At 34.4% G+C, this 25706-nt stretch carries 19 protein-coding genes and 1 pseudogene; 16 read left to right on the top strand and 4 right to left on the bottom strand.

Annotation, left to right across the window (positions count from 1 at the left end):
- Nucleotides 1–17: 17 nt before the first annotated feature.
- Nucleotides 18–989, bottom strand: a complete 972-nt coding sequence (gene hpsE, locus VKJ25_RS17835; RefSeq protein ID WP_324237983.1) for a hormogonium polysaccharide biosynthesis glycosyltransferase HpsE — start codon at nucleotides 987–989, stop codon at nucleotides 18–20.
- Nucleotides 990–1415: 426 nt separating this feature from the next.
- On the opposite strand from hpsE (VKJ25_RS17835), the gene VKJ25_RS17830 reads away from it, so the two are divergent.
- The gene (locus VKJ25_RS17830; RefSeq protein ID WP_324237982.1) at nucleotides 1416–1622 is read left to right on the top strand and encodes a hypothetical protein; all 207 of its coding nucleotides are present in this window, start codon (nucleotides 1416–1418) and stop codon (nucleotides 1620–1622) included.
- A 236-nt stretch (nucleotides 1623–1858) separates the two neighbouring features.
- On the opposite strand, the gene VKJ25_RS17825 is transcribed toward VKJ25_RS17830, so the two are convergent.
- Both VKJ25_RS17825 and VKJ25_RS17820 read right to left on the bottom strand, forming a co-directional pair.
- Entirely contained in the window at nucleotides 1859–2194 is a 336-nt protein-coding gene (locus tag VKJ25_RS17825) for a XisI protein (protein WP_324237981.1), read from the bottom strand.
- Between the two features lie 81 nt (nucleotides 2195–2275).
- Nucleotides 2276–2599 (bottom strand): annotated as a pseudogene (locus tag VKJ25_RS17820) (XisH family protein).
- 474 nt (nucleotides 2600–3073) lie between these two features.
- Here VKJ25_RS17820 and htpG point away from each other — a divergent pair.
- The 7 genes from htpG (at nucleotide 3074) to VKJ25_RS17785 (ending at nucleotide 10653) form a co-directional block, all read left to right on the top strand.
- A complete protein-coding gene (gene htpG / locus VKJ25_RS17815) occupies nucleotides 3074–5083 on the top strand; it encodes a molecular chaperone HtpG (protein WP_324237980.1) in 2010 nt (669 codons plus the stop codon).
- 139 nt (nucleotides 5084–5222) lie between these two features.
- Nucleotides 5223–6182 (top strand): sulfotransferase, encoded by a 960-nt coding sequence (locus VKJ25_RS17810; RefSeq protein WP_324237979.1) that lies wholly within the window; start codon nucleotides 5223–5225, stop codon nucleotides 6180–6182.
- Between the two features lie 225 nt (nucleotides 6183–6407).
- The gene (gene rpmB / locus VKJ25_RS17805) at nucleotides 6408–6644 is read left to right on the top strand and encodes a 50S ribosomal protein L28 (protein ID WP_324237999.1); all 237 of its coding nucleotides are present in this window, start codon (nucleotides 6408–6410) and stop codon (nucleotides 6642–6644) included.
- Between the two features lie 276 nt (nucleotides 6645–6920).
- On the top strand, nucleotides 6921–7925 hold the full coding sequence (gene hpsE, locus VKJ25_RS17800) for a hormogonium polysaccharide biosynthesis glycosyltransferase HpsE (protein WP_324237978.1): 1005 nt from the start codon (nucleotides 6921–6923) through the stop codon (nucleotides 7923–7925).
- A 13-nt stretch (nucleotides 7926–7938) separates the two neighbouring features.
- Nucleotides 7939–8202: a glycosyltransferase gene (locus VKJ25_RS17795; protein ID WP_324237977.1), complete on the top strand. Its 264-nt coding sequence runs from the start codon at nucleotides 7939–7941 to the stop codon at nucleotides 8200–8202.
- A 321-nt stretch (nucleotides 8203–8523) separates the two neighbouring features.
- Entirely contained in the window at nucleotides 8524–9483 is a 960-nt protein-coding gene (locus VKJ25_RS17790) for a glycosyltransferase (RefSeq protein ID WP_324237976.1), read from the top strand.
- Nucleotides 9484–9546: 63 nt separating this feature from the next.
- Nucleotides 9547–10653 (top strand): glycosyltransferase, encoded by a 1107-nt coding sequence (locus tag VKJ25_RS17785; RefSeq protein WP_324237975.1) that lies wholly within the window; start codon nucleotides 9547–9549, stop codon nucleotides 10651–10653.
- Here the strand turns inward: VKJ25_RS17785 and VKJ25_RS17780 are convergent.
- Nucleotides 10634–11872 (bottom strand): glycosyltransferase family 4 protein, encoded by a 1239-nt coding sequence (locus VKJ25_RS17780; protein ID WP_324237974.1) that lies wholly within the window; start codon nucleotides 11870–11872, stop codon nucleotides 10634–10636. The genes VKJ25_RS17785 and VKJ25_RS17780 overlap by 20 nt on opposite strands.
- Before the next feature lie 276 nt (nucleotides 11873–12148).
- On the opposite strand from VKJ25_RS17780, the gene VKJ25_RS17775 reads away from it, so the two are divergent.
- The 8 genes from VKJ25_RS17775 (at nucleotide 12149) to hpsC (ending at nucleotide 25603) form a co-directional block, all read left to right on the top strand.
- Nucleotides 12149–13090, top strand: a complete 942-nt coding sequence (locus tag VKJ25_RS17775; protein WP_324237973.1) for a sulfotransferase family protein — start codon at nucleotides 12149–12151, stop codon at nucleotides 13088–13090.
- Between the two features lie 13 nt (nucleotides 13091–13103).
- A complete protein-coding gene (locus VKJ25_RS17770) occupies nucleotides 13104–14300 on the top strand; it encodes a glycosyltransferase (RefSeq protein ID WP_324237972.1) in 1197 nt (398 codons plus the stop codon).
- A 2-nt stretch (nucleotides 14301–14302) separates the two neighbouring features.
- Entirely contained in the window at nucleotides 14303–15241 is a 939-nt protein-coding gene (locus tag VKJ25_RS17765) for a sulfotransferase family protein (RefSeq protein ID WP_324237971.1), read from the top strand.
- Between the two features lie 399 nt (nucleotides 15242–15640).
- Complete coding sequence (hpsE, locus tag VKJ25_RS17760; protein ID WP_324237970.1) at nucleotides 15641–16594, top strand: hormogonium polysaccharide biosynthesis glycosyltransferase HpsE; 954 nt, start codon at nucleotides 15641–15643, stop codon at nucleotides 16592–16594.
- A gap of 446 nt (nucleotides 16595–17040) precedes the next feature.
- Nucleotides 17041–17868 (top strand): sulfotransferase family protein, encoded by an 828-nt coding sequence (locus VKJ25_RS17755; protein ID WP_324237969.1) that lies wholly within the window; start codon nucleotides 17041–17043, stop codon nucleotides 17866–17868.
- A gap of 813 nt (nucleotides 17869–18681) precedes the next feature.
- Nucleotides 18682–23676, top strand: a complete 4995-nt coding sequence (gene hpsA, locus VKJ25_RS17750; protein WP_324237968.1) for a hormogonium polysaccharide biosynthesis protein HpsA — start codon at nucleotides 18682–18684, stop codon at nucleotides 23674–23676.
- A 193-nt stretch (nucleotides 23677–23869) separates the two neighbouring features.
- Nucleotides 23870–24592, top strand: a complete 723-nt coding sequence (hpsB, locus tag VKJ25_RS17745) for a hormogonium polysaccharide secretion pseudopilin HpsB (protein WP_324237967.1) — start codon at nucleotides 23870–23872, stop codon at nucleotides 24590–24592.
- Between the two features lie 42 nt (nucleotides 24593–24634).
- Complete coding sequence (hpsC, locus tag VKJ25_RS17740) at nucleotides 24635–25603, top strand: hormogonium polysaccharide secretion pseudopilin HpsC (RefSeq protein ID WP_324237966.1); 969 nt, start codon at nucleotides 24635–24637, stop codon at nucleotides 25601–25603.
- The last annotated feature ends 103 nt before the right edge of the window (nucleotides 25604–25706 follow it).

The raw sequence follows: 25706 nt of genomic DNA, 5'->3' as shown, positions 1-25706 counted from the left end.
CTATCTAGGCAAATAGGTTAAATTTTTCTCAATAACTGTACTCTCCATAGATAAAATGGACTTACTAAAATACTTAATAATAGTCCCATTTCACAAGCAATAACTGTATCAGTTTTTAGCAAACTATAATTTTTAATAAAGTACAATAGAGCCTTGTAAGAATCATTAACTAAATAAGCCAAAAACCCTAAAGGTTTCTGCCAAAATTTCAATCTGATCATTCTAATATGATGTCTGTGTAACCCTGAATTACTTGCTAAGGATACTAAATAATTTCGTTCTAACCTCCAAGAAGGTATCTGATGATAGAGGTGCATATTAGGGTTGTACCAAATTTCCCATCCTCCATTTTGTATATGAGATAAAATTTCTAAATCTTCTCCCTTAAGTGCTAAAGATTTTCCAGAAGGCCCTGTGAGTAATAAACTTTTAGGAACATTTTCTAACCATGCTTTTTTACAGATAACAATACCAGCTCCTGGTGGCAAAACTTTTTTCTTATGTTCATTATAAGAAAATGGTTGATCTCCTCGTTCAATAATTGCCAAATAAGGAGCTATTTTCTTAAAGTTATGAGGTGGTTCAACTTCAAATTCTCCATGAATTTGTCCTCCATAAGCACCAGCTTGAGGATGTGATTTACCAAAATTATAAGCTTGAACTACCCAGTCAGGAGCAGGTAAATTATCATCATCTAAAAAACCGACATAATAACCTTGGGCTTTTTCCATTGCGGTTTTTCTAGCAATAGATGCTCCTTGTCGAGTTTCTAGGAAATATTTGAGAGGAAACTTTTCTTGCCAATTAGATTGATAATTAGCGATTATTTGAGCTGTATTGTCCTTGCTATTATTATCAACTATAACAATCTCCCAATTTATCTTTTCTGTTCCTTCTTGAATTTTGAGTTTATCTATTATATCAGGTAAACGATCTGCTGCATTATATGCTCGAATAGCAACAGTAAAATCCCGTTGATTTTCTGCCATCACATTTCATCCTTATGAGTAAAAATATTTATATTTATTATAACATAAAATTTATCAAGTGATATTGAATACTTTTATTGATTTGATAAGTAGTTCTGCTATTTTTATTAACGACAATAGTTGTCGGCTTTTACTCCCTATTAATTATCAGCATTTCCTGCGGAACGCGCTCCCATTCAGCTATTAGTTCTTAGCTGTCAGCTATCAGACGATCAAAAGTTTTCTGATTATGAAAAGGAAGCTGCTTTTATTGAAAAGTTTCACGAATATTTTTCTAAAATTGTTGGTGTTTATGTAGGAAAAAATGAGAAAATCTATGTTTTTATTGATGACCTCGATCGTTGCGAATTGGGTAAATTTGCTGATTTATTGCCAGGTCTAAATATGATCATTTCTGATGACTAGAATTTAATTTTTATTTTGGGAATGGATTGGGAAAAGGTAGCAGCTTCGATAAGTTTTAAACAAAAAGATGTGATTCTTTTTCTCGCTTCAGTTGCTAAAGAAAATCAAGATTGGGAAAATGGAAATGATAGGTCTATTAAACAAGTAGATTATGGTTTTAGTTTTCTAGAAAAGTTTGTGCAGTTATCATTTTCTGCTCCTGAATCTTCTCCCAATAGACATCTCTAGAAAAGAGGGAACAGGGAACACAGAAGGTGGGAACAGGAAGAAAGAATTGATAATTTATGGATAAGAATTGATTTGATTTTGCATTTTTGGAGATGTCTAATCCATTAAATAATTTTCTGGTGGAAAAAGTAAATGGGTTTGGAGACCAAACCCCTACGGTTTTTTTCAGGAATCATCTTTTATAGCTATATAATATTGCTTTTAATTTTTGACTTTTGACTTTCAAATTCCCTAATTTATTCTACAGCAAAACCTGTATATTTTCGTTTATAAGGTGCATGAAAAGCCAGAACAATATCTGATGATGGAACTCCTAAATCTACTAATTCACCAGCAATACCAATTTCTGTTCCATCATGTTGTATCCAGATTTTTTCATTTTTAATATCTATTTGTAAAACACAACCTCGAATTCTTTCATTGCCATCCCAACCGACATTTAAAAGTTGATAATGGTCGCTTTTCCGGTCGAAAATTGTTTGTACTTCTACCTCTCCATAAGATGGTTTATATTGTCCGTATTTTTTAATTATTTGCTCAATATAATTTCTGTATTTGTCTAATTTTTCCATTCTATAATTACCTCCTGCTCTATATTATAAATAATTATTTTAAGACGTTGTTCTGCAATAACTCCCTGAGTAAATAGTAACCTAAAAAAAACTTTTATAAGTGTCTTCAGGAACAGCTAAATATAAAATTCGTTCCGAGTCTTTTTGGTTAAGAATAAAACGGTAATTTAAATACTGACCTAATGCTGTATGAAATTCATAAGTTATTGATTTTTGAATGAAACTTTTAATTTATACAGCAATTTTTTTCCCATCTTTTTCTGCACCAACAAGTTTTTCAGCACCCAGATCGACATACATATCGACTCCACCAAATTCTAAAAAAAGATGATCATCAGTAATAATCCAATTTTCTTTAATTAAGGCATTTTCGACAGCATTATGAAAAACATCTTTGGCAGCCATAGTTTTACACCCCATTGTTATACTAATTTACTCTTAAATAAAAAAATATTGAAATTTTGTTGGTTTGCTTAAGAAATGAAACTTAACAGATATAAGTTTGTTATTGGGTTCTGCTGTTGCTTAACCCAACCAATTATTCAAAACAATAAATTGTTAATTATTTTCCTTAGGTAGTGAAATCCGAATCAAATGTTTGGTACAATCCCTGTTTGAAAAAAATCTTCAATAAATCACAATTATTACATAGTATTGAGGTAATCATTGAGTTATTAGCATTTCCTTTCCTGCGGAATGCTTCGCAAACAGCTATCAGCTTTTAAACTTAACTAAAGATGACTAATTTCATTCATATTTCACTCCTTGAAGGATAATTGCCTTTTAGTGTGATAATGTAAGTTAATAACTAATAGCTGATAGCTGATAGCTGACTGCTAAATGCTTACAAAATTCACCTAGATAAAATAGATAAAAATTATGAGTACAACTCTAGAAAAAGGTAAAATCAGTATCCATACTGAAAATATTTTCCCTATTATCAAAAAGTCTCTTTATACTGACCATGAAATATTCCTCAGAGAGTTAGTTTCTAATGGTGTAGATGCTATTGCTAAATTGAAAATGGTGGCTCGAACTGGAGAATATAGTGGTGATGTTACTAATCCAGAAATAGAAATCAAAATAGATAAAGATAATCAAACTCTTTCCATTACTGATAATGGTATTGGCATGACTGCTGATGAGATTAAAAAATACATTAATCAAGTTGCTTTCTCTAGTGCTGAAGAGTTTATTTCTAAATATAAAGGTAGCGATAATGATGCTATTATCGGTCATTTTGGTTTAGGATTCTATTCATCTTTCATGGTTGCCAAAAAGGTAGATATTGATACCCTTTCTTATCAAGAAGGAGCGGAAGCTGTTCATTGGAGTTGTGACGGTTCTCCAGAATTTGAATTATCAGATTCGACTCGTACAGAACGAGGTACAACTATTACTTTAACTCTCCAAGATGAAGAAAAAGAATATCTCGAACCAAGTCGCATTAAACAGTTAATTAAAACTTACTGTGATTTTATGCCAGTACCCATCAAATTTGAGGGTGAAGAGGTTAATAAACATAAAGCAATCTGGCGAGAATCCACTCAAAATTTGACAAAAGATGATTATTTAGAATTATATCGTCATCTCTATCCATTCCAAGAAGACCCACTTTTATGGGTTCATCTCAATACTGATTATCCTTTTATTGTTAATGGGATTTTATATTTTCCTAAATTAAAGCCAGATGTAGATGTTACTCAAGGCAATATTAAATTGTTCTGTAATCAGGTATTTGTTACTGACCATTGTGAAGAAATTATTCCTAAATTTTTGATGCCTTTACGAGGAGTAATTGATAGTACAGATATTCCTCTAAATGTTTCTCGGAGTTCCTTATTAAGTAATCGAACTGTCAGAAGAATCGCTGATTATATAGCCAAAAAAGTAGGCGATCGCCTAAAAGAACTTTATCGCGATGAGAGAGATAAATATATTAGTGGCTGGCAAGATGTTGGTACTTTTGTTAAGTTCGGCGCTTTGAATGATGATAAGTTTAAAAAGCAAGTAGAAGACATTATAATTTATCGCACTACAGCTCAATTAAATGAAAGCAAAACAACTGAAACTGATGCCAAAGCAGCAGTAGAAGTACAAGCTGAAGGAGAAGATGTTTGGCAAGAAGTAACAGCAGAAAATTCTGAAGTTAAAAATACTGATGAACAAGGTTTTTCTTACACTACTCTCAAAGAATATTTAGAGCGTAATAAAGAACGTCACGAAAATCGGGTTTATTATTGTACTGAACCTGCATCTCAAGCAACTTATGTAGAGCTACATAAAAACCAAGGATTAGAAGTTTTATTCCTTGATTCTTTCATAGATACTCACTTTATTAGTTTCCTAGAAAGAGAATATCAAGATGTTAAATTTTCCAGGGTAGATTCAGATTTAGATGAAACTTTAATTGATAAAGAAAATCAATCAGAAATAGTCGATCCAACTACCAATAAAACTCGCAGTGAACAAATAAAAGAGTTATTTGAAAAAGCCCTAAATAAACCCAAAGTTAATGTTAAAGCTACAGCATTAAAATCAGAAAATACCAAAACTACTCCTCCAGCAATGGTATTATTGCCAGAAGCAATGCGCAGGTTACGGGATATGACAGCTTTATTGCAGCAAGAAAAAACAGAATTTCCCGAAGACCACGTTTTATTAGTTAATACGGCCCATCCACTAATTCAGAATCTGGCTAGTATTAGTCAAGGTAGTATTATTCAGGGTAGTGGAGAATCTCCATCAGCAGAATTAGCTAAAGAAATCTGTCATCATGTATACGATTTAGCTTTGATGGCACAAAAAGGTTTTGATGCAGAGGGAATGAAAGAATTTGTCGAAAGGTCTAATCAGGTTTTGACTAAGTTGACCGAAAAAGCACTATAAATTTTACTCAGTTCTTTAGGACTGGAAAATAGTATAATCAAAAGCAACTAAAAGCTTACTACAAAACTTTTATGAAGTTTTGTAGTAAGAAACTTATAATCAGAATTCATTAAAATATTAGACCTAAAACAAGGTAGTAATGTTAGACAAAAAGCATAAGCTAATTAAGCTGACATTGGATGTATTAGCTCCTGTATTAGGTGCCGTCGTGCGTGAACCTCCAATTTTTATTGCTGGAATGCCAAGAAGTGGAACTACATGGATAGTTTATACCCTGACTACAGCAGCAGGAATTAAATATTTTCACGAACCGTTTAATCCATATATTTTCCCAGAGGCAGAAAAATATAGTAGCAAGTATTTGCAGGTTGATGATGAGGATAAAGAATTTGCAGCCTACTGTCGGAAAGTTTTGAACCCTTACTGGTCTGATAGAATGATGATTAAGGATGTCCATTATTTGATAGACAAAAAGGTTCCTTGGTGGCCTGGCAGACTAATGATTAAGGATGTCCATTCATTAATGGCATTAGAATGGATAGATCGTCATATTACTCCAGTTATAGTTATTGCTTTACGTCACCCATGTGGGTTAGCTTCTAGCTGGTTTCAAGCTTCGTGGAAACCAGAAAAATCTATTAAAAAACTTTTGAATCAGCCCAAACTTATAGAAGACTATTTACAGCCATTTGAATCCTTATTGAGGGAAGCCCAAAAAGATTTTTTCACAAGTATAGGAGCTTTATGGGGTGCTTGTTATTATGTCTTACTAGAACAAAAGCGAAAAAATCATCCTAACTGGATAGTAGTCAAACATGAAGATTTATGTCAAGAGCCAGTGGAGCAATATCGGCAGTTATTTAAACAACTCAATCTCCATTGGAACAGAGTAACAGACTATATCTTGGATGCTTCGACAACTGGTGATAGTGGTAAGTATTATATACCAAAAAGAATATCTTCACAAGAACCTGATAAATGGAAAAAAATACTCGAACCTGAGCAAATTAAATTAATTAGGGATTTTGCGCAACCTTTTGGGATTCCATATTACCAAGAATATTTTTGCAGTTTACATTTAGGGAATAGCAAAATATAAATCATCCCAATTTTCTACTTTATCGTTAACCGATTACTTACTACATAACCTCTTGTAGGGACGTTGGACCGACAAAAATTTGTTTTCGTATAGGGAATGCTCCGCTTTCCATGTTGCGCAGCGTTTCATATCTATTTTCGTAACTAATAAGATGTTTTTTTTACTTGGAAGTTCCTTTTTTGTTTGTATAATAGAAAATTGTCGTCAAATAGTCAAGATTATACAATGAGTCGTAAATGTCAATTGACGGGAAAGAAAGCCAACAATGGCTTTGCAGTTTCCCACTCCCACATTCGGACCCACAAATTACAATACGCAAACCTCCAATGGAAAAGAGTATGGTGGCCTCAAGGTAATCGTTGGGTCAGGCTAAAATTATCCACTAAAGCAATTAAAACTTTAGAAAACAAAGGCATCCAAGCTATGGCCAAAAAAGCTGGTATTGACTTGAATAAGTTTTGATATATTTCTCCTTTTACCCCTCTAATTTAGCCCTATCCTCATTAACTTTAGGATAGGGTTATTTATTTATTTTTCTTGATAAGTGTATGATTTTCAATTAATATTTAATCCGCTACCATATAACAATTGAAGGGATATGCAAGAGGATATAGTTATAGTTATAGAACTACATTAAATTAGAAACTAATACAGATGTATAAATATACTCTTGTTATATAAGGGTAATATTGGATATACTTTAAATGTAGAACGGCTTAATTAAGCACATAAATTGTTATGATTAATTTTACTGTAGCAATCCCTACATACAATGGTTCTGAAAGATTACCATTAGTTCTAGAACAACTACGCTCTCAAATCAATACAGAAAAAATATCTTGGCAAGTCATTGTTGTAGACAACAATAGTAAAGATAATACAGAAAAAGTAGTTAGAAAATATCAAGAAAATTGGCTGCAGCAAGTTCCTTTAGTATACTATTTTGAAAAAAAACAAGGTGCAGGATTTGCTAGGAATAGAGCAGTTAAAATAGCAAAGTCTCCTTTGATTGGCTTTCTAGATGATGATAATATTCCTGCGGAAAATTGGGTAGTAGCAGCTTATGAATTTGCTCAAAAATATCCCAGAGCAGGTGCTTATGCTAGTCAAATTCATGGAGATTTTGCAGGAGAATTACCACCTGATTTTGACAGAATTAAATCATATTTTGCAATTACAGAAAAAGGAGAAGAACCATTACTTTATCAACCAGAATTGAAGGTAATACCTCCTTCCGCAGGATTAGTAGTTCGGAGGAAAGCTTGGTTAGAAAGTGTTCCTAAGCACTGTATATTAAATGGTAGAAAACCAGGCTCAATGTTAACCGCTGAAGATACAGAAACTATTAGTTATATTCAACAAGCTGGCTGGGAAATTTGGTATAATCCTGAAATGGAAATAACTCACAAAATTCCTAAACATAGATTAGAAAAAGATTATTTAATTCCTTTTTTCCGAGGTATTGGTTTGAGTCGTTATGTCACCAGAATGTTGGGGGTTAAACCTTGGTTAAAACCATTAGCTTTTTTAGCTTATACAGCAAACGATACTCGAAAAATTCTTCGCCATTTAGTTAAGTATAATCTCAAGTTACGAACAGATATAGTAGCAGCTTGTGAATTGGAATTATATATTAATAGTTTAATCAGTCCTTTTTATTTGTGGAAAAATGGTTATTTGAGCAAAGTTTCTCCAGATTCTAGTTCAGTAGTAGAATCTAAAATAGGCTTAAGTGTGAAATAAATTGTGAAAAATAATGTTAGACTTTACTGTTGCTATACCAACGTATAATGGAGCAAGTAAATTGCCCCTGGTTTTAGAGAAGTTGCGATCGCAAATCAACACAGAAAATATTTCTTGGGAAGTAATTGTAGTTGATAATAATAGTAACGATAATATTAGGGAAGTTCTAGAAAACTTGCAAGCTAATTTGCCAGAAAATATACCATTGAATTTCTGTGAAGACTGTTTTCTTTCGAGATGGGTAGTCCTTATTTCGTCTCTTTTTACACTTCTTTAAATTTTAATGTCTGGTTTACCAAGTTCACCTTTAAGATAGTTGTTTTCCTCCCGTAGCTCTTAGTTTTCTTCCTCTCATTGTTTGACTTTGGAGTTGAGTTGCTCTACCAGATTCAGTAATACTTCTACTGTTTGACGCACTCCAACCTCTGCAATTTTTCTTGGGTCAATTGATTGCAGTAATGTGGCCATTAATTTTTCTGATGACAGTCTTTTGTATCATGCTTCATGTTCTACAACATTAGCCGTACTTTTCCTCTGGTTATCCCGATTTTCTGAGTGGATACCGGAGAAAGACTGAATAATTACTCAGAAAAAAAAGATGTCCTTAATATCTGTAATTATTCCAGCTTACAACTCAGAAAAAACAATTCAAGAGACCATAGAATCTGTTATCAAACAAACCTTTTCTGATTGGGAATTAATCATTATTAATGATGATTCTCAAGATAGAACTGTAGAGGTAGTTTCTCAAATAAAAGACCCCAGAATTAAGCTTTTTTCTTATCAAAATGCTGGTGCCCCTGCTAGTCGTAACCGTGGATTTAATAATTCTGTTGGACAATTTATTGCTTTTCTTGACGCTGACGATCTTTGGACACCAGATAAATTAGAATCTCAATTAAATGCTTTGCAATCTCATCCAGAGGCAGCAGTTGCTTATAGTTGGACTGATTATATTGATAAGTCTGGAAATTTGATCAAGCATGGTGGGCGTGTTGTTTTTAATGGCGATGTTTATTCTGAGCTATTGGTGAGGAATTTTTTAGAAAATGGTTCTAATCCTCTAATTAAAAGAGAAGCTATCAACGACATAGGTGGTTTTGATGAGTCGTTAAAGGGAGGTCAAGATTGGGAACTGTATTTAAGACTGGGAAAAAAATATCATTTTGTGGCAGTAGAAAAACCTCAGATTTTGTACAGATTTTCTACTAATTCAATTTCTTCTAATGCTCTTAGACAAGGGCAAGAATGTTTGAAGGTAATAGAAAGTGCTTTTGAACGCGCCCCAGCATCTCTTCAACACCTAAAAAAACAGAGCTTGGCAAATATTTATAAATATCTTACTTGCAAAACAATTGACTCTCAACCAACACCAAAAAAAGGCTTGATAGTGATGAAATTTATTTTGCTTTATGCTCTCAATGATCCTTATTTAAAATCGGATTTCAGGTTGATTTTTGCAATCTTTGTTAAAAGCCTGGGATTTATTTTTTTACCACCTATACTTTATAAAAAATTGTTAGGTTATATTAAGAGCATATCCACCAAAAATAATTGAAAATTTAACAAATGAACAAATTAATTTTAGTAAAAAAAGGAATTAAGTAGGAATATAAATGTTGTGAATAAATCTAGTCAACTTCGAGTTTTAATGGTGCCTAGTGATGATCATCTGGAAAAAGCTCTAAATCCTTATCAATTTTTACTAGCTCAGGCATTAGTAATTCAGGGAATATCTGTAGAGCATTGGCTTTATAACAAAGGTAAATTGCCTATATTTAAAGGGGCTGTAGCTAGAAAAAAGCATTGTGATGTAGTTCATATTCACTGGATATCTTTTTATATTACAGGGGAGAATAAATATCTTTATTTTTTCTCCTGTTTGAAGTTTCTTTTTGATGTTTTAATCACTCGTTTAACTGGTTTTAAATTTGTATGGACGGTGCATAACTATTTGAGTCACGATAGTAAGTTTCCAGGTTTAGAATTATGGACGCGACGACTGTTTGTTAAGTTGGTCGATCGAATAATTTGTTTGAATAAAATGACCGTAGAAACAATTGCCAAAGAATATAAATTTAATCCGGCAAAAGCTATAGTTATTCCCCACGGTCATTATCGAGATGTTTATCATAAACCAATAGATTTAACAGAAGCTAGAAAAGAGTTAAATTTGCCCAAAACTGGAAAAGTATATCTAAATTTAGGATTGTTGAAACCTTATAAAGGTATCGAAAATTTATTGCAGGTTTGGCAAGATAATCAAGATATTTTTACTGGTGATATGTTGTTAATTGTTGGTAAACCTTGGGATGAAAGTTATGCCCAAAAATTACAAAAATTAGCCACAGAAATAAAGGGAGTAATTATTTCCCCAGAGTTTGTTGATAATAGTAAACTGCATCTATATTTTAGTGCAGCAAATGTGGTAGTTTTACCATTTAAAAATATTTTAAATTCTGGTAGTTTGATTTTAGCAATGTCTTTTGGAAAACCAGTTATTGCTCCTCGTTTAGGTGGGTTATTAGAAGTAGTAGGAGAAGCAAACGATTTATTGTACGATCCAGAAGATCAAGAAGGTTTGCTGAAGACAATGCAGAAAAGTACCAAAATTGATTTGGATGAGTTGAGTAGACTGGTTGTAAAAGCTTGCGATCGCCTAGATTGGAATTTAATTGGCCAAGAAACAGTTGAAGTTTACCGCTCAGTTATCGAAAAATGTCCTTAACTGCTGGTTCAATTTTTTTTGCCACTGCTTCCCAGGAGTATTCCCAGCTTACCAGTTCATAAGCAGCAGCAGTTAATTTTTTTCCCAAAGATAAATCTGACCAAAGTTGACAGATAGCCCAAATTATTCCTTCAACATCATCTCTAATTAATAAATGTTTTCCATCTTGAGCATTTATTCCTTCCACCCCTTTAGTGGTACTAACAACTGGTCTACCAGCAGCAAAAGCTTCTAAAATTTTCAGACGAGTACCACCACCTTCAAACAAAGGTGTCACAACAATACTAGATGCAGCTAAATAAGGTTTAACATCAGGAACAGTACCAGTACAAATAATATTAGGGTACTTTTTGGCAGTTTCTAAAAGTTCTTTAGGTACGTCTTTTCCTACTAATAATAATTGACAGTCTGGATAAATATTTCTCAGTCGTGGGTAAACTTTATCAATCAGAAAATTAGCAGCATTAATATTAGGTTGATAGCCAAAAGAACCAATAAATATTATCGTTTTCTCATAATAGTTTAACCGATCGGGAAGAGAGCAATTGTCGTTTTTCACATTTGCATAGTCAGAAATATTAATGCCATTAGGTACAATATATGAAAGTCTGTTTTTTCCATATAAATCTTGTAAAATTTTTCTATCTGTTTCACTACATACCCAAATTTGGTCAACTGTACGAATTAACTTAGCTTCTTTGGAGCTAATATCCATTAATTGCAGTTTTTCTATTAGCTTTCTTTTCCCACCAATTAATAAACCAGATTTCTGACGAAAAACATCTGCAACAATATCATGGGCATCAAAAATAATTTTGCATTTATAATTTTTAACTATCTGTAAATATGGATAACAAGTGAGCTGAGAAATTATCGCTAAATCTGGCTGAAAAGTTCTCATAAGTTCATGTAATTTTTTGGCTCCTACCTCTCCATAAGCGTCATCGAAAAGAGGATATCGCCAAGTCAAAAATTTAGATAGTTTCTTAGCTAATCTTTGATTAAAGCTCCCTCGATAATTCATATTATAATTATGCCAAGAATTAATCCCAGGAAGAGTTTTAAATTTATGGTTTTTATAAGAAAGTGAAAAGACTCCTACTTCCCCATATTTTTTGATCGTATTAATATTTTGCCAGTTTCGTAATGGAGAACCACCCATTGGTGGATAGGGTAACTGATAAACTATAAATAAAGTCCGAAATGAAGGAATAGTCACTAATATGTTTCTCCTATAATCTTTGTAAGCATTCAGCCATCTACTATTAGCTATTAGCTATTTTGTTTGATTTTAGAGGCTTGATTTTCAACCGCTTTTAAAGGTCTATAATTTATAAAACAATACAGTTAAGTTAAGGATTTTTTTGAACAAGGAAAAAGATTGTCAATAATAGTCAAGTTATTTTTCTTGGTAAATATTCAGCGGTTAGCTATTAGCTAAATGCTTACTTTTATTATATGATATTGATCGAGTTAAACTTAAAGAAAAAAGACCTTGAATCACCATAAAATTAAAACAAGGATTTTTTTGGTAGGATGTCCTCGTTCTGGGACTACTCTACTACAAGAAATGTTAGACACCCATTCCCAGATAGCGATCGCTCCTGAAACCCATTTTATGCGATTATTTTGGCAAAAAAAGGATGTTTATGGTAACTTATATGAAGACGAAAATTATTATAAGTTAATTGCCGATATAATTGCTCTACCTGAATTTACGGAAATGGAGCTTAACCAAGATAAATTTCGTCAACTAGCTTTGGAAAAAAACAGAGACTATGGTAGTTTATTTAATCTCTTGTTAGAAGAATTTGCAGTATTAAAAAAAGCTCAAATAGTAGGAGAAAAAACCCCTCATCATCTTAGATATATCGAACCTATTTATAAATTTTTCCCTTCAGCATTATTTATAAATATAATCCGCGATCCTAGAGCTGTTGTAAATTCTTGGCGAAAAGTTTATTGGTCTACTGGAAGTATCATAGGTGATGCTAGAATTTGGCATAAAGATATGAACATTATCAATCATTTACCCATCCAAATTAAACCATCAGTTTTGACTATTTATTATGAAAAGCTTGTCCTAGAATCTGAAAAAACACTACAAAATATATGTGACTTTATTGGTGTTGAATTTGAACCAAGAATGCTAAATTTTTACCAAAGAAACACATCATCAGTTAATGTGGAGAGAGAACCTTGGAAAGCTAATGCCAAGCAACCTTTAAATCCAGAATTAATAAATCGTTGGCAATCAGAATTATCAGCATCTATGATACTTGATATTGAAACTTTAGTTTGGAATGATATGATTCGTATAGGGTATAAGTTAAATAGTAATTTATTCAAATTACTATTCCGGTTATCAAAACTTTTTCTCTCTCAAAAAAGAAGTCAAATTAAGCAGCAGATTAAAACTTTAATTAATAAAAAGTGAGGAGATTGTTGATATGAAAATTGGATATTTACATATTAGTTTAGCTGGAAGTAAGAGTGGGGTAACTAGATATGGTCATTTTTTGGCTAGTGCCGCTCGTAAACAATCTCATCTAGATATACTAGAAACTGATGTAGAATTAACAACTAATACAACGAACAATTTAAAATTACTCAGTCAAGCAGCAAAAAAACTTTCTGAAGCTGATGTAGTTCATATTCAATTCAATATATACACTTGGGGAAAAAAATGGCAGCAATTTCAGAATATTAAAGCTTTTATTAATAACTGTCAAGCTCCAATTGTAGCAACTATCCACGATGTTTTACCTGCTAATTATCCTCCCTACAGTTTATTAGAAGCTTTCCAACGGGAGTATTATCAACAAAGAAAATATTCAAACTTTCAAAAATTATCACTTAGAAGTACGATTAATAATTTTTGGAATAACTACATTTCTCATAACATTCCAAATATTTATACTATTCGTTGGCTATTAAAAAAAGTAAAATTAGTTATTACCTGTACGAAGGCAGAATCTCAAAGATTAATTCCTTATTCTAGTAGAAAATTAGTCAATATTTTCCATTTTGTTGAGGAAAGAAATATTAGTATTAGCCCTCCAGAAGCTCGCTCTATTTTAGGTTTAGAAAAATTTAAAGTAATTACTTTGCAAGGGTTTATTTTTAGGTCAAAAGGTCATAGATTACTGATTGAAGCTATGCCAAAATTATCAGAAAATATTAAAGTTGTATTTGCTGGAGAACCAGCACCAAACCAAGAGAATTTTTGGCAAGAACTGTTAAAATTAGCAGAAAAAATAGGAGTAGCAGACCGTTTATTAGTAACTGGCTATTTGTCAGAAAAAGATTTAGAAACTTATCTAATGGCAAGTCATCTGGCAGTCTGTCCGTTTGAAATTCTTTCAGCCTCTGGTTCCTTATCAACTTGGATATCTTTAGCTCGTCCGATTTTAGCTTCCGATCTACCTCAAATAGCAGAATATAATAAAATAGAACCAGGAGCAATTCAAACTTTCCAACCTTATACTGCTGAAGCATTGGCTGAAGCTATCAAAGAAGAATTATCAATGGTAGAAACAGAAGAAAAACCTAATGATTTATTAATAAGTTTGCGTGAAAAACTTTCTATTTCTAATATTTTTAATCAACATTTAAAGGTTTATCAAAATGTAGTGAAAAATCATTAAATATGAAACTTCAGAATATCCCAAAAACTACCGAAATTAACTGGTCAAATATTTTAGAATGGGCTAAAAAAACTGCAAAAGAAGACCGGAAAAAATATCAATCTCGAAAACGTCCTATTTCTTCCAGTCGCTTGCTCTCTCTGCTAATACCAAATTTACGACGACCAATTTTTATTATTGGGTCTCCCCGCTCTGGCACAACTTTCCTGGGGACTTGTTTAGGTTCCCTGCCAGAAATTTCTTATCATTTTGAACCTGTGGCCACAAAAGCTGCTGCTCGCTATATCTATGAAAAAAATTGGGGAATAACAAAGGGTAAATGGTTTTATGGTTCCGTTTATAGTTGGTTAATGCGACTCCACCTAGATGCCGACCTTCGTTTTGCTGAGAAAACCCCTCGTAATTGTTTTCTCATAGATTTTTTGGCCACTACATTTCCTGAAGCTCAATTTATCCATATTATTAGAGATGGTAGAGATGCAGCTCTTTCCCATAGCAAAAAACCTTGGTTACAGGCAGCTCAGGCCAAATCAAGTCAACGTGAGTCTGGAGGATATCCCTATGGCCCTTATCCGAGATTTTGGGTAGAGGTAGACAGACGTCAAGAATTTCAAGAGACTACAGATATTCACCGTTGTATCTGGGCTTGGCGACGGCATACAGAAACAGCGTTGGGTGCTTTCTCCAATTTTCGGCCAGAAAAATATCACGAACTGAGATATGAATCTTTAGTTAATAATCCCATAGAAGAAGGCGATCGCCTGTTAAATTACTTAGGTATTTCTAGTTCTCAATCTCGTAATTTGTTTCATGCAGTTGTTAGTAAAGCTAGAACTGATTCTATTGGTAATTGGAAAAGGGAATTATCAGAAGAACAACTTCAACAAATATACTTAGAAGCTGGTGAACTGCTAGAAAAGTTGGGTTATTACCAGAATTAATATATTGGCTTAGTAGTAGTCTGTCTCCATTGAAATTGTTACTATTAATAATTATTATATCATGTCCGTTAGTATAGTCCAGTGTAAAAGTTAGAGAAATATCTACCGCCATATAAGGTTTTTTTCTTCTCTTAAAGCTTCTTCCTTCTTCCTTCTCACTTGCAATACCGATGCTACCAGACATGATATTATACAGTAGTATATAGTTACAGCAGTCGAAGCAAAGGGCGCGGACAGTTCAAAAGCTGAAAACTCAGACAACGCCAGATTCTTCCTTCTTCCTTCTTCCTTCTTTCTTCTGCTATATTTTGATATTGAAAAGTGGTTATTTGAATAAAGTTGCTCTAAATTAGAATACTGATGAAATAGAATCTAAAATAGGTTTAAGTGTGAAAAATAATGTTAGATTTTACCGTTGCTATACCAACATATAATGGGGCAAATAAATTGCCCTTAGTTTTAGAGAAGTTGCGAGCGCAAATTAATACAGAAAATATTTCTTGGGAAGTAATTGTAGTTGATAATAATAGTAGCGATAATACTTCGGAAATAGTTCAAGACTATCAATCTCGCTTTTCGGAATTTGTCTCTATAAAATACTTTTTTGAACATCAACAAGGAGCAGCATTTGCTCGTTTGAAAGCTATTAAAGAAGCAAAAAGCAATTATATTGGTTTTCTAGATGATGATGTTTTGCCCACAGAAAATTGGATATCTGCTGCTTATGCTTTTTGTCAAACTCATCCTCAAGCTGGAGCAATAGGTGGTCAAATTCATGGTGATTTTGAAGTCGAATTACCCCCAGAATATAAAGAAGTATACCCTTTTTTGTCTATTAGAGAACATGGTTCTAAACCCCTTCTTTTTGAACCAAATAGGTTGAATTTACCAACCACAGCTTCATTAGTAATTAGTAAAAAAGCTTGGAATGAATCTGTTCCTGATCGCTTGACTTTAAGTGGTAGAGTTGGTAGTTCAATGGTGGCTTCAGAGGATTATGAATTATTATTATATATCTACAAGAATGGTTGGGAAATTTGGTACAACCCTGAGATGGAAAGTTATCATAAAATACCTGCTCATAGATTAGAAAAAGATTATTTATTATCCTTAAGTCGTGCTTGTGGTTTACCAACTTATTTCCTACTAACAATTAATGCTAAAAACTGGGAAAAACCCATGCTATTTGTAAGAACATTATTGGGAAGTTCGCGCCGGATAATTCTGCATTTGATTAAGTACCGTGGTCGAGTTAGAAAAGATTTAATTCCAGCTTTTGAATTAGAATTCTTTTGGGGTAGCTTCCTCAGTCCTTTTTATAGTTTTTATCTATTTACCAAAAACAAAAAATAGATCGCTGATAATTTTTAAGCTGATTAATAGCATGACTCTTTCAAATGTACTGAAACATTATCGATCAGGTAGAGTAGACAACTACCATTAGTGTACCAATTACAATAACGCAATAACAGTAAAGGTTAACCCCTTAGTATCAGGAAAGTTTATCTAATTTGCTTAACTTAAAACGAGTTATGGCTCAACTTTAATTTCACAAAGAAAGTACGATTAAGAACTCGTTCGTATATATGGCATAGTTGGTAGTATTTTGTACAAGTTTGGTTGAATAAATAATATAGCAATCCTATTTGATTCGTGTACAAAATTCAAAAGCTTTTCGGGAACAAGGAACGCTTAACTGCTATAAATAAGAGTTTCAGCTTTTTGTATTTACCTTTTAATTTGTCACCACCTATTTAGGATTACTATATTATTAGATTAGTTTATTGTTATTGTTAATTATGAAACAAAAACTTCAAGCACCAATTTTCCTATTCGGATGTCCTCGTTCTGGAACAACATTATTACAAAGTCTATTGGCAACTCACCCTGCAATAGCTTCTTTTCCTGAAACAAAATTTTTCTTTTATGGAATAGGTAAAAATAGAAAAAAATTGGGATTAATTTCACGGCACTTAAAACAACATCTAAATCAATATTTTAAAAATGAAATTAATCGTCCAGAAATGTTAGAATATTTCCCTAAGATTCCACTTCTAGATTTATATACTCGTAGCTTTATTAAAGTATTAAATATTTTAACTCTAGAAGAAGGTAAGAGTGTGTGGTTGGAAAAAACACCAGAGCATCTACTTTCTTTAGATTATATAGAAAAGATGTTGCCTGAAGCCAGAATGATTCATATTTTAAGAAATGGTTCTGATGTGGTAGCTTCCCTGTATGAAGTGACTCATAAATATCCTCAAGAATGGCACAAACCATGGGATATAGACTTTTGTTTAAAACGATGGAAAGAGTCAATAGAAATTAGTCTGAAGCATTCTCACAAATCTAATCATATTTTAGTTAATTATGAGGAACTGGTTGTAGAGCCTGCTGCTATTCTCAAAAAAATATGTGATTTTCTAAATGTAGAATTTGAAGAGAGAATGATAGCAGATTATGGGAAAGTAGCTAAATATTTGAGTTCAGAAAAGGCGGGAAGAAGGGTAAGCGGTAAAATTAAAAAATCTGGCTCTGATAAATTTAATAAAATATTTAATGAGTTTCAGAAACAATATATCTTAGATAGTATTTATGAGTTTAATTTAGAGCTATTAAAATTATAAAAATCTAGAAAATTGCTATTTCAATTATCAGCTACAGTCAACTTTATTACAGAATTTTTAATTTCTTAAGACCACAGTAGATACCTCTAATAAGACATCCCAAGAGTGTTTTAGTTATATTTATCTATGTGGGGCTTCCTAAATAAATATAATAGTCTTTACCGAAATAATTAAATAATTAAATAATTCGCGCTTTGAAACCTCCCTTTCTCAGGGGGAAAAAATAAATCTTTTCTTTTTAGGCAATTTTCTCCCTTTCAGGGAGAGGTCATGATCAATTAATAAAATACTAATAATTATAGCCTTTTTAAAGGCTATAAAAAGTGCAAATTTTTCAGCCCAAGTTACCAAAAAGTTAGGACTTTAAGCAAACTCAAGGGTAAAAAATTGTTGCTTCTACTATCTCCGTATTTCCACCCTCTCCACACTCTGCTTTTTTCAGCAAACCCTATGTGGTTTATCAATTCAATTTCGACTACTGCCTACTTTAACAATAAGACTTTTTCAGCAAACCCTAGTTAAATCATAATTTTGTGATTATATTCACCTTTATTCCTCCCTTTAGGAATATGCTAAAATAGCAAAACATACAAACTGAAGCATAGGTAGAATAAATTGTAGGCTGAGAATAAAATGAAGTAGAACAGTTTTTCTCTTAGTTTAGTAAATCTAAAATATTTACATTGAAGAATTAAACTTTAGCAGTGTGATTTTTTCGAGTCAATATGGGCACAATAAAAACTAATATCTTAACCCTTAATAACAAATCTTAATCTAACAATAACAATAATGTTAAAGGCCAAGGAATAGTGTATGTATTACCATAGTATATTAAAAAACATTAACAACATAGTCAGAACCATAGGCAAACAATTAAGACTACTAAAAAAGGCATTAGTAAGAGCGATCGCTCTGAGCAGAAAAAATATTGCTAATGCTTCTATTGCTGGACTTGTATTGCCGACAGCCACAATGGTAATGATAGTAGTATTGTTACTGACAACAGCAATATTGCTTCGTTCTTTTGATCGAGCAGAACAAGCTCGAAACGTGAGGGTAAGTCAGCAAGCTCTCAGTGCTGCTACTCCTGCTCTAGATCGAGCTAGAGCTAAAATTCAGTATTTATTGAGAGAAGACCCTATTTTACCAAGAGAAACACCATCAGATGATGTTCTTAACTCAACTTTAGCAAGTAATAGATATGAATTTGGGGATGAAGAAAAATTAGAGGTAAGTTACGACTTAGATGAGGATAATACTATAGAGGATGATGAAAAAATTACAACTGCATGGAGATTTCCTGTTGATACAGACAACGATGAAACTAATGATAGCTACACAATTTATGGTATCTTTTTCCGTACCCCACGTAATGGAACTGAATTTAAGAGAAAAAGAAGACCTCTAGAAGCCAGAACTCCACCAATGTCACCTTTGGGAGTGCTGCAAAATCAAGGTTGTGAAGGAGCTTTAGGTAGTAGTGCTAGCTTAGTAGGAGATTCTGGTTGGTACAAATTAGATGGTAAATTAACCAAAAGTTTTTTTGTTTATATTATAACTGTTCCAATGAATGGAAAAGCAGTAAATCCAGGTATTACAGCTCTGGAATATCAAGAAGACTGGAAAAGACTGCCTCTAACTAACAACGCTGTAGTATATGAGGACGATCTAGAAATATCTCCCGGTCCTGCCTTTCGCATTAATGGGAGGATGTTAACAAATAGTAATTTAGTAGTTTCTCCCTATAACAACGTTTTACGCTCCTACCAGGTAAGTAGTGATGAGTCTTGCTTCTATCAAGCAGAAAATAGCAAGATAATTGTTGGGGGAAATGTTGTGAATGGAATGTCAAGTAGCAGTAAGAGAAATAATGTGGCAGTGGATTTATTTCAGGGTAATGGGAGTGATGTCAAAACAGATCAAGTGATTAGCACTACAAATCAGTCTGTTAATAATGAAACTGCATACGATACAATATATAACAATAACGCATACGAAAAGCGCATTAGTGTTATGGTTGAAGATCAGATGAAAAAACAGGAAACAACCGATCCTGAAGAAGCAGTAATAGAAAAGGTAAATCAAAGGATGGAAGACGAAGGAACGGATGATGCAGAGAGGAGAACAGAAATACGTCGTGAAGAACTAGGCACTTACTTCCGCGATCGAACTAGAAAAGTGCCTTTTGGAGAAGTAAGTGCTAAAGTTGATTATAACCCTACAGAAACTCCAGAAGGTAGTGGGGATACACTTCGACCACCAGACAAATGGATACTGCCCACAGATACTGAAACTAAAATAACCTTAGATGTAAATCAATTACAAGCTAGAGTACCAAATGATGAAGAAGATCGCCCAGAACAATTTTTGGGAGAACGTATACTTGTAGGAAATAATCTACCTGCTACATGGTGGAATGGTTCGGAGTTTGTTAGTTCCGAACAAACAACAGGAGGAAAATGGGTTGATGACAGTGGAAACCTCATTGATGCTCCTGTTCGTACTCGTATACCTCGTGTAACAGAACTACCTGCTGTAGGTTCTACAGCTCGGAATGGTTTCTGGGAAAGGAAAGCAGGGCAAGTACCAGAAGCGAGTTTAGATGGTATTGGTGGTTTGCGTATAGTTACAGGAGCAGGAATTTATTCCCGTACTGATTCTTTTCTGCCACCTCCAAGAATAGATGATCCAGGAACGACAACAGTGGATGAGTCCCTATATGATGACCCGGCAACTACCACAGTAACTGAACAATATACAGTTGTCTGGCCGGATACAATGCCAATGTCACCTGGTGCTAATGGTCTAGTCTATGACAATGCCAATCTTGTTGGGGGCGGATGGCAAGATATTTCAGCTTTCATTAGTCCAAATGCTCCACCTACGAAGGGTGATCTCCAGATGCGGGCAACAGTTTTATATCACTACGCACAAGACCCCATCAATCCTAATGGCGATCCTGTAGACAATGACCAAAAACCTATTGCTTGTATTAGTAGTTACTACGATCCAACGAGCAGCATAACAGCAGCAAACTTCGCACCAACAGGTACAGAATTACCAGATGTAGGATTTGGTGCAACAGCAAATGGTAAATCTAATAATGGTGTAGTTTACCCACCACCCAAGACAGCTAGACCAACGACAGCAACTTTTACTGCGGCTACAGGTTTATTTTCTAATACAACTCCAACTGCACTCGCAGAACAAGCGAATATGGTTTTTCCAGATGGCAGATTTGCTAATAGACCTTTGCGAAAAGCTTTAAAAAGATTATCTGACAATGGCGATCTTACCCTAGAAGAACAGGCAGCTATAGATTCTACTCTTTGCTCTCTAGACATATTGGCGGGAGGTACTTTTGCTCCTACTACTACTCCCTCAACTGGAGTAACAATCAATCATGGTGTTATCAAAGAAGTAACTCTATTGGATGCTAGACAAGTAAAGGCGATGGATGCTGACGATCCGACAACTACTGTGGATGAAACTTTTACCCTCGCTAGCACTTTGGCAGCTCCGGCAAATTTAACATCAAAGTATGATTTGTTCTTAGAGGAACGGCAACCTCTAGAAATTCGTTTGACTCAACTAGATTTGAATCAAATGAGAGAGCAGGAGATTCCGTTCAATGCTTCGATAACTACAGGACCGTCACCAGAATATTTGCTGCCAAATAGTGGTATTATTTATGTTAGCCGTGATGATGCTTTACCAGATAGAAGCGATCGCACACCTAATTCAGATAATAATGCTATAGATGAGGATATTAGTGCTGCTCTTAGTGCTACAGATTATAAATTAGATCCGACTCGACGACCTAATGGTATCATGTTGATTAATGGTCAACGTTTAGCAAGGAATGATCAAAATGATGATGGTCAAAATGATACTGCTGTTAGTAAAGTAGAAGATATTGTGAAGGAAAAAGGTTTGACTTTGGTAAGCAATTTACCAGTCTATATCCACGGTGAGTTTAATCTTCACACTCAACAAGAGTTTACTCAAGACTTAACAACTAACTGGAGCAATTTTTACACTCGTACCGCAGCTCAGATAAATCAGAATTTTGCTTGTCGCAAAGGAGACCCCAGGATTTCTGGTTGTACCACAGGGGATAGTTGGCGTCCGGCAAATGTACTGGCAGATGCCATTACCTTGTTGTCTGACAATCCTAATGACTTAGATTCAGGTTTTCGGACTGGTTTTCGTAATGAAGGAGATTTTGATCTCAGAAATAATGCTGGTAATTTTAAGGTTGTATTTAATAGCACACAAACAGGATATGACTTTAATACCAATGATACTTCAGATGCAAGTCTAGGTTTAGATGAAACAGTAGCAGCTACAGACCTAAATGGTGACGGCGACCAGACAGATATTGATGAGGGAGTATTAGGTTTTGACTTGGATGGAGATGGTGTTATTACAAACGCAGCTTTGCCTGAAGCTAATATTACTGTTGCTGGCGCTCGGATGTTAAACGGTTTCTATGGTAATAATTTTGTTACTAATGGTTTAAGTAGTGGTTCTTACTTTACCGCAACAGGTACACCTCCGACAGTAAATGAAGTAACCTATGACGCTGGGGGAAACCCAACTGACGGTGCTACTCCTACTCCAAATTCAGTTACACCAATGACAGATAGTTACTACTCCACTAATACTGGTGATGCTGTCAACAGTTCTTATTTTAATAACTATGTAACACCTGTTCAGCGACGGGGAGAATTTCCAGAGTATGTAATGGAGATGTGTCGTAAGTTGCCTGTATCCTCTTGTCAACCTGTTGATTGGTTTGTAGGTCTAAGTGATGGTACTGGTAAAGAAATAGCAAGTCAAGTAGTAAACCAAAGTGTCAATAAATTAATTGCAGGTACTACCGCTCGCCCTGCACTAAACCCTGATGACCGTCGTTATCCACGTCGTATAGCATTTCAACGAAATACTAATAACTTAGTATTAGATGCAAATGGTGTAGCGATTCCACTGGGAATAGATTCTTCTAAAAAAGTTGCATTGTATACCTATCCTAGTGTACCTCCAACAACTTCTAACGCTCTTTGGTTTAGAACTTCTAGCAATATTACCGACCCAACTGCGGACGCAGATTATGGTAACACCTACCCTTTGTTTTATTGGCGTGCATTAGTGGAGACCAGCGCAAATGTAGGAACAGTGCAACAACCTCTGTTAGTACCTGTTCTGCAAAATTATTTACCAACAACAACTCCTGAAGCGACACAACCCACATTCCTAAATCTGAGTAATAAAACGCTAAACAGTACATCAAAATGGCTAACCAGAGCTTCTGGAAGTACAACATTTAACTTAGTAGTAGGGTCTGGTGACGTACCTCCTCGTCCTCCAGAAGCCAATGGTGGTTTACAAAACTTGCCTCGTTTCCTAGAAAACTGGGCAACAGGTAATAGTAATAATTCTGATACTAACATCACTGGTAGTTTTATTCAATTAAATCGTAGTGCCTATGCTACCGCACCTTTTCCACAACTTCCACCTAATGGTATAAACGGTCAACAAGGTGCAAATAGTCGTTTTGGATATAGAGGTTCATATAAACTTAACAACTATACTGTTAACAATGCAGGCGCTCGAATAGGATACTTCCTACCACCAGATCGTAACTGGGGATATGATGTGGGTTTGCTTTCCCAAGCTCCTGACTACTTCGCTCAACAGCAGAGTGGTGAAGACTCAAGTGGTGAACCAGACAGATATTATCGGGAAGTAAGTTTGGACGATGACTGGGTTAAAGCGTTGTTATCTTCCAAAGTAGTTCCAAAGTAGGTAGTGACAATGCCATAGATCGTCCAGACAAAGAAGACGATGGTTACTATTGTGATAATTACGAGTAAAAGTTAACTAAAACAGGACTTACGCAAAGACACTATATATAGATTCTTGGTGCGTTACGCTACCGCTAAAAAACCCTACCAATAGCGTTCATGGGTAAGTCTTATAAAAAAAAGGATTAACTGCTATGAAACTTAAACAAAGACTAAAAAATAACTTCTTTTCCCCAGAAGCAGGCTATACCATGATTGAGGGGTTGATAGCAATGGTAATAGTAGCTGCGATTATGAGTGCAGTTGCTCCTATTATTGCTGTGTCAGTGGGGACTCGCGTTCAGGCAAGACGAGTAGAACTGGCAACACAGGCAGCGAGGAGTTATATTGATGCTGTTAGAAAAGGGCAACTCTCTGCACCAGAAGGCTTTGTCAGCGACCAACAAATTTCAGCTACTGCTTTGACAGAATGTTCCCAGACTGATGGCAATAATCTACAATATTGCCCAACAGCACTAATATCCCAAGTGCTAGGTCAATTTTATTGTGTAGATGGTGATGGTGATGGTGAATGTACTCCTGAGAGTCTAACAGATATGATGGTTCATGGAGCAATAATTTATTTCGATTTGCCAGATAGTGATTACAAGAACCAAATACTAACTGCTGATTCAGCTACTAAGTCAAAACTTGGTTATATTTTAAAGGTAAGAGTTTTTAGAGCCAAAGCTTTTGCCAGCTCTGTAAAATTATCAAATCAAGATGTACCATTTACTGTCAATAACGCTGGGTTAGCAACTAGGTCTGGTGATGTAGAAAGACCTCTATTTGTAACTAAAGTAGAAATAGCTCCAAAATCACTCAATGGTTCATTTCAAAAAATTTGCGATCGCTTAGGAGGAGGAGATTGCCAATAGCAATTTGAACTTACATTAGGGATAAATTTTGAACAATTAGGAATGTATTTATTTATGATCGACAATTTACTGAGATTACTAATAAAAACCCCGTTAAATCGCAAGTTGCAAAAGTTAAGCAGCTCTATAAGTGGCTTCACCATGGTAGAACTATTAGTTGCTACAATCATGGCAACGATAATCATTGTCCCAATTTTGACTTTTGTTGTGGATATCACAGACAGGGATATAAAGGAACAGGCAAAGACGAACAGTCAACAAGAGTTACAAGCAGCAGTTGATTATATTGTTCAGGATATGAGTCAAGCGTTTTATATTTATGACTTGAATAAGGAAGGCAAAACAGAAGATGAAAAAACAACCATTGATAATTTCATCGCTCAACTCCCACATCCACCCTCAGAAGATGCTGGTGGAGAAAAAGAGCCTATTCTAGTATTTTGGAAGCGAGAATTTGTTGAAGATGCACTAGCTCCGTCGGGTAGTATTTGTACAGATACAACTGAGCCAATAAACTGTAATGATACCTTTGTTCAGTCATTAGTTGCCTATTATTTGATAGATGATAATAATACTACATGGTGTCAACCTGGAACTGGTAATTGCGCCAAGCGTATTGGTAGGTTTCAAATACAGGATGGGGTAACAGAGACTCAAAATAATAATTATGTTTGTGGTACTAATGGTAGGGATGATACTATATGTAATACTACTGAAAAGAAAAAATTTATGCGAGATGCAGGCTATAGCAAATATAATAATGATCCCGAAAGCTGGACAAAAGAAAATGAAACCTACACTAAAGATGTATTGGTGTTAGTTAATTACATAGAAGGCTTTACTCTAGACTCAGTGAGTACCAAAAACAATTTAGCTAAAATTACAATTCGAGGGGATGCCTTACGTCGTATGCAAGCAAACAATGCTGACTGTAGTGATAAGAATACTACCTATTGCCCAAAAGCAACTGCTCAAGTGGGAGCGCGTAGTGGCTTTGGAACATCAGAATAATTTAGGAAACAATAATAGGACTTAGGGAAAACAAGATAATACAGCAGATTTCATTTTGGTAAGATGCACCCACGGGAGCAAAATACTGACACTGAGAGAGTTT

Source organism: Okeania sp., assembly GCF_035285525.1.
Taxonomy (GTDB): Bacteria; Cyanobacteriota; Cyanobacteriia; order Cyanobacteriales; family Microcoleaceae; genus Trichodesmium.
Note: the sequence above shows the minus strand (reverse complement) of the source record. Positions and strands in the feature narration are given on the sequence as shown.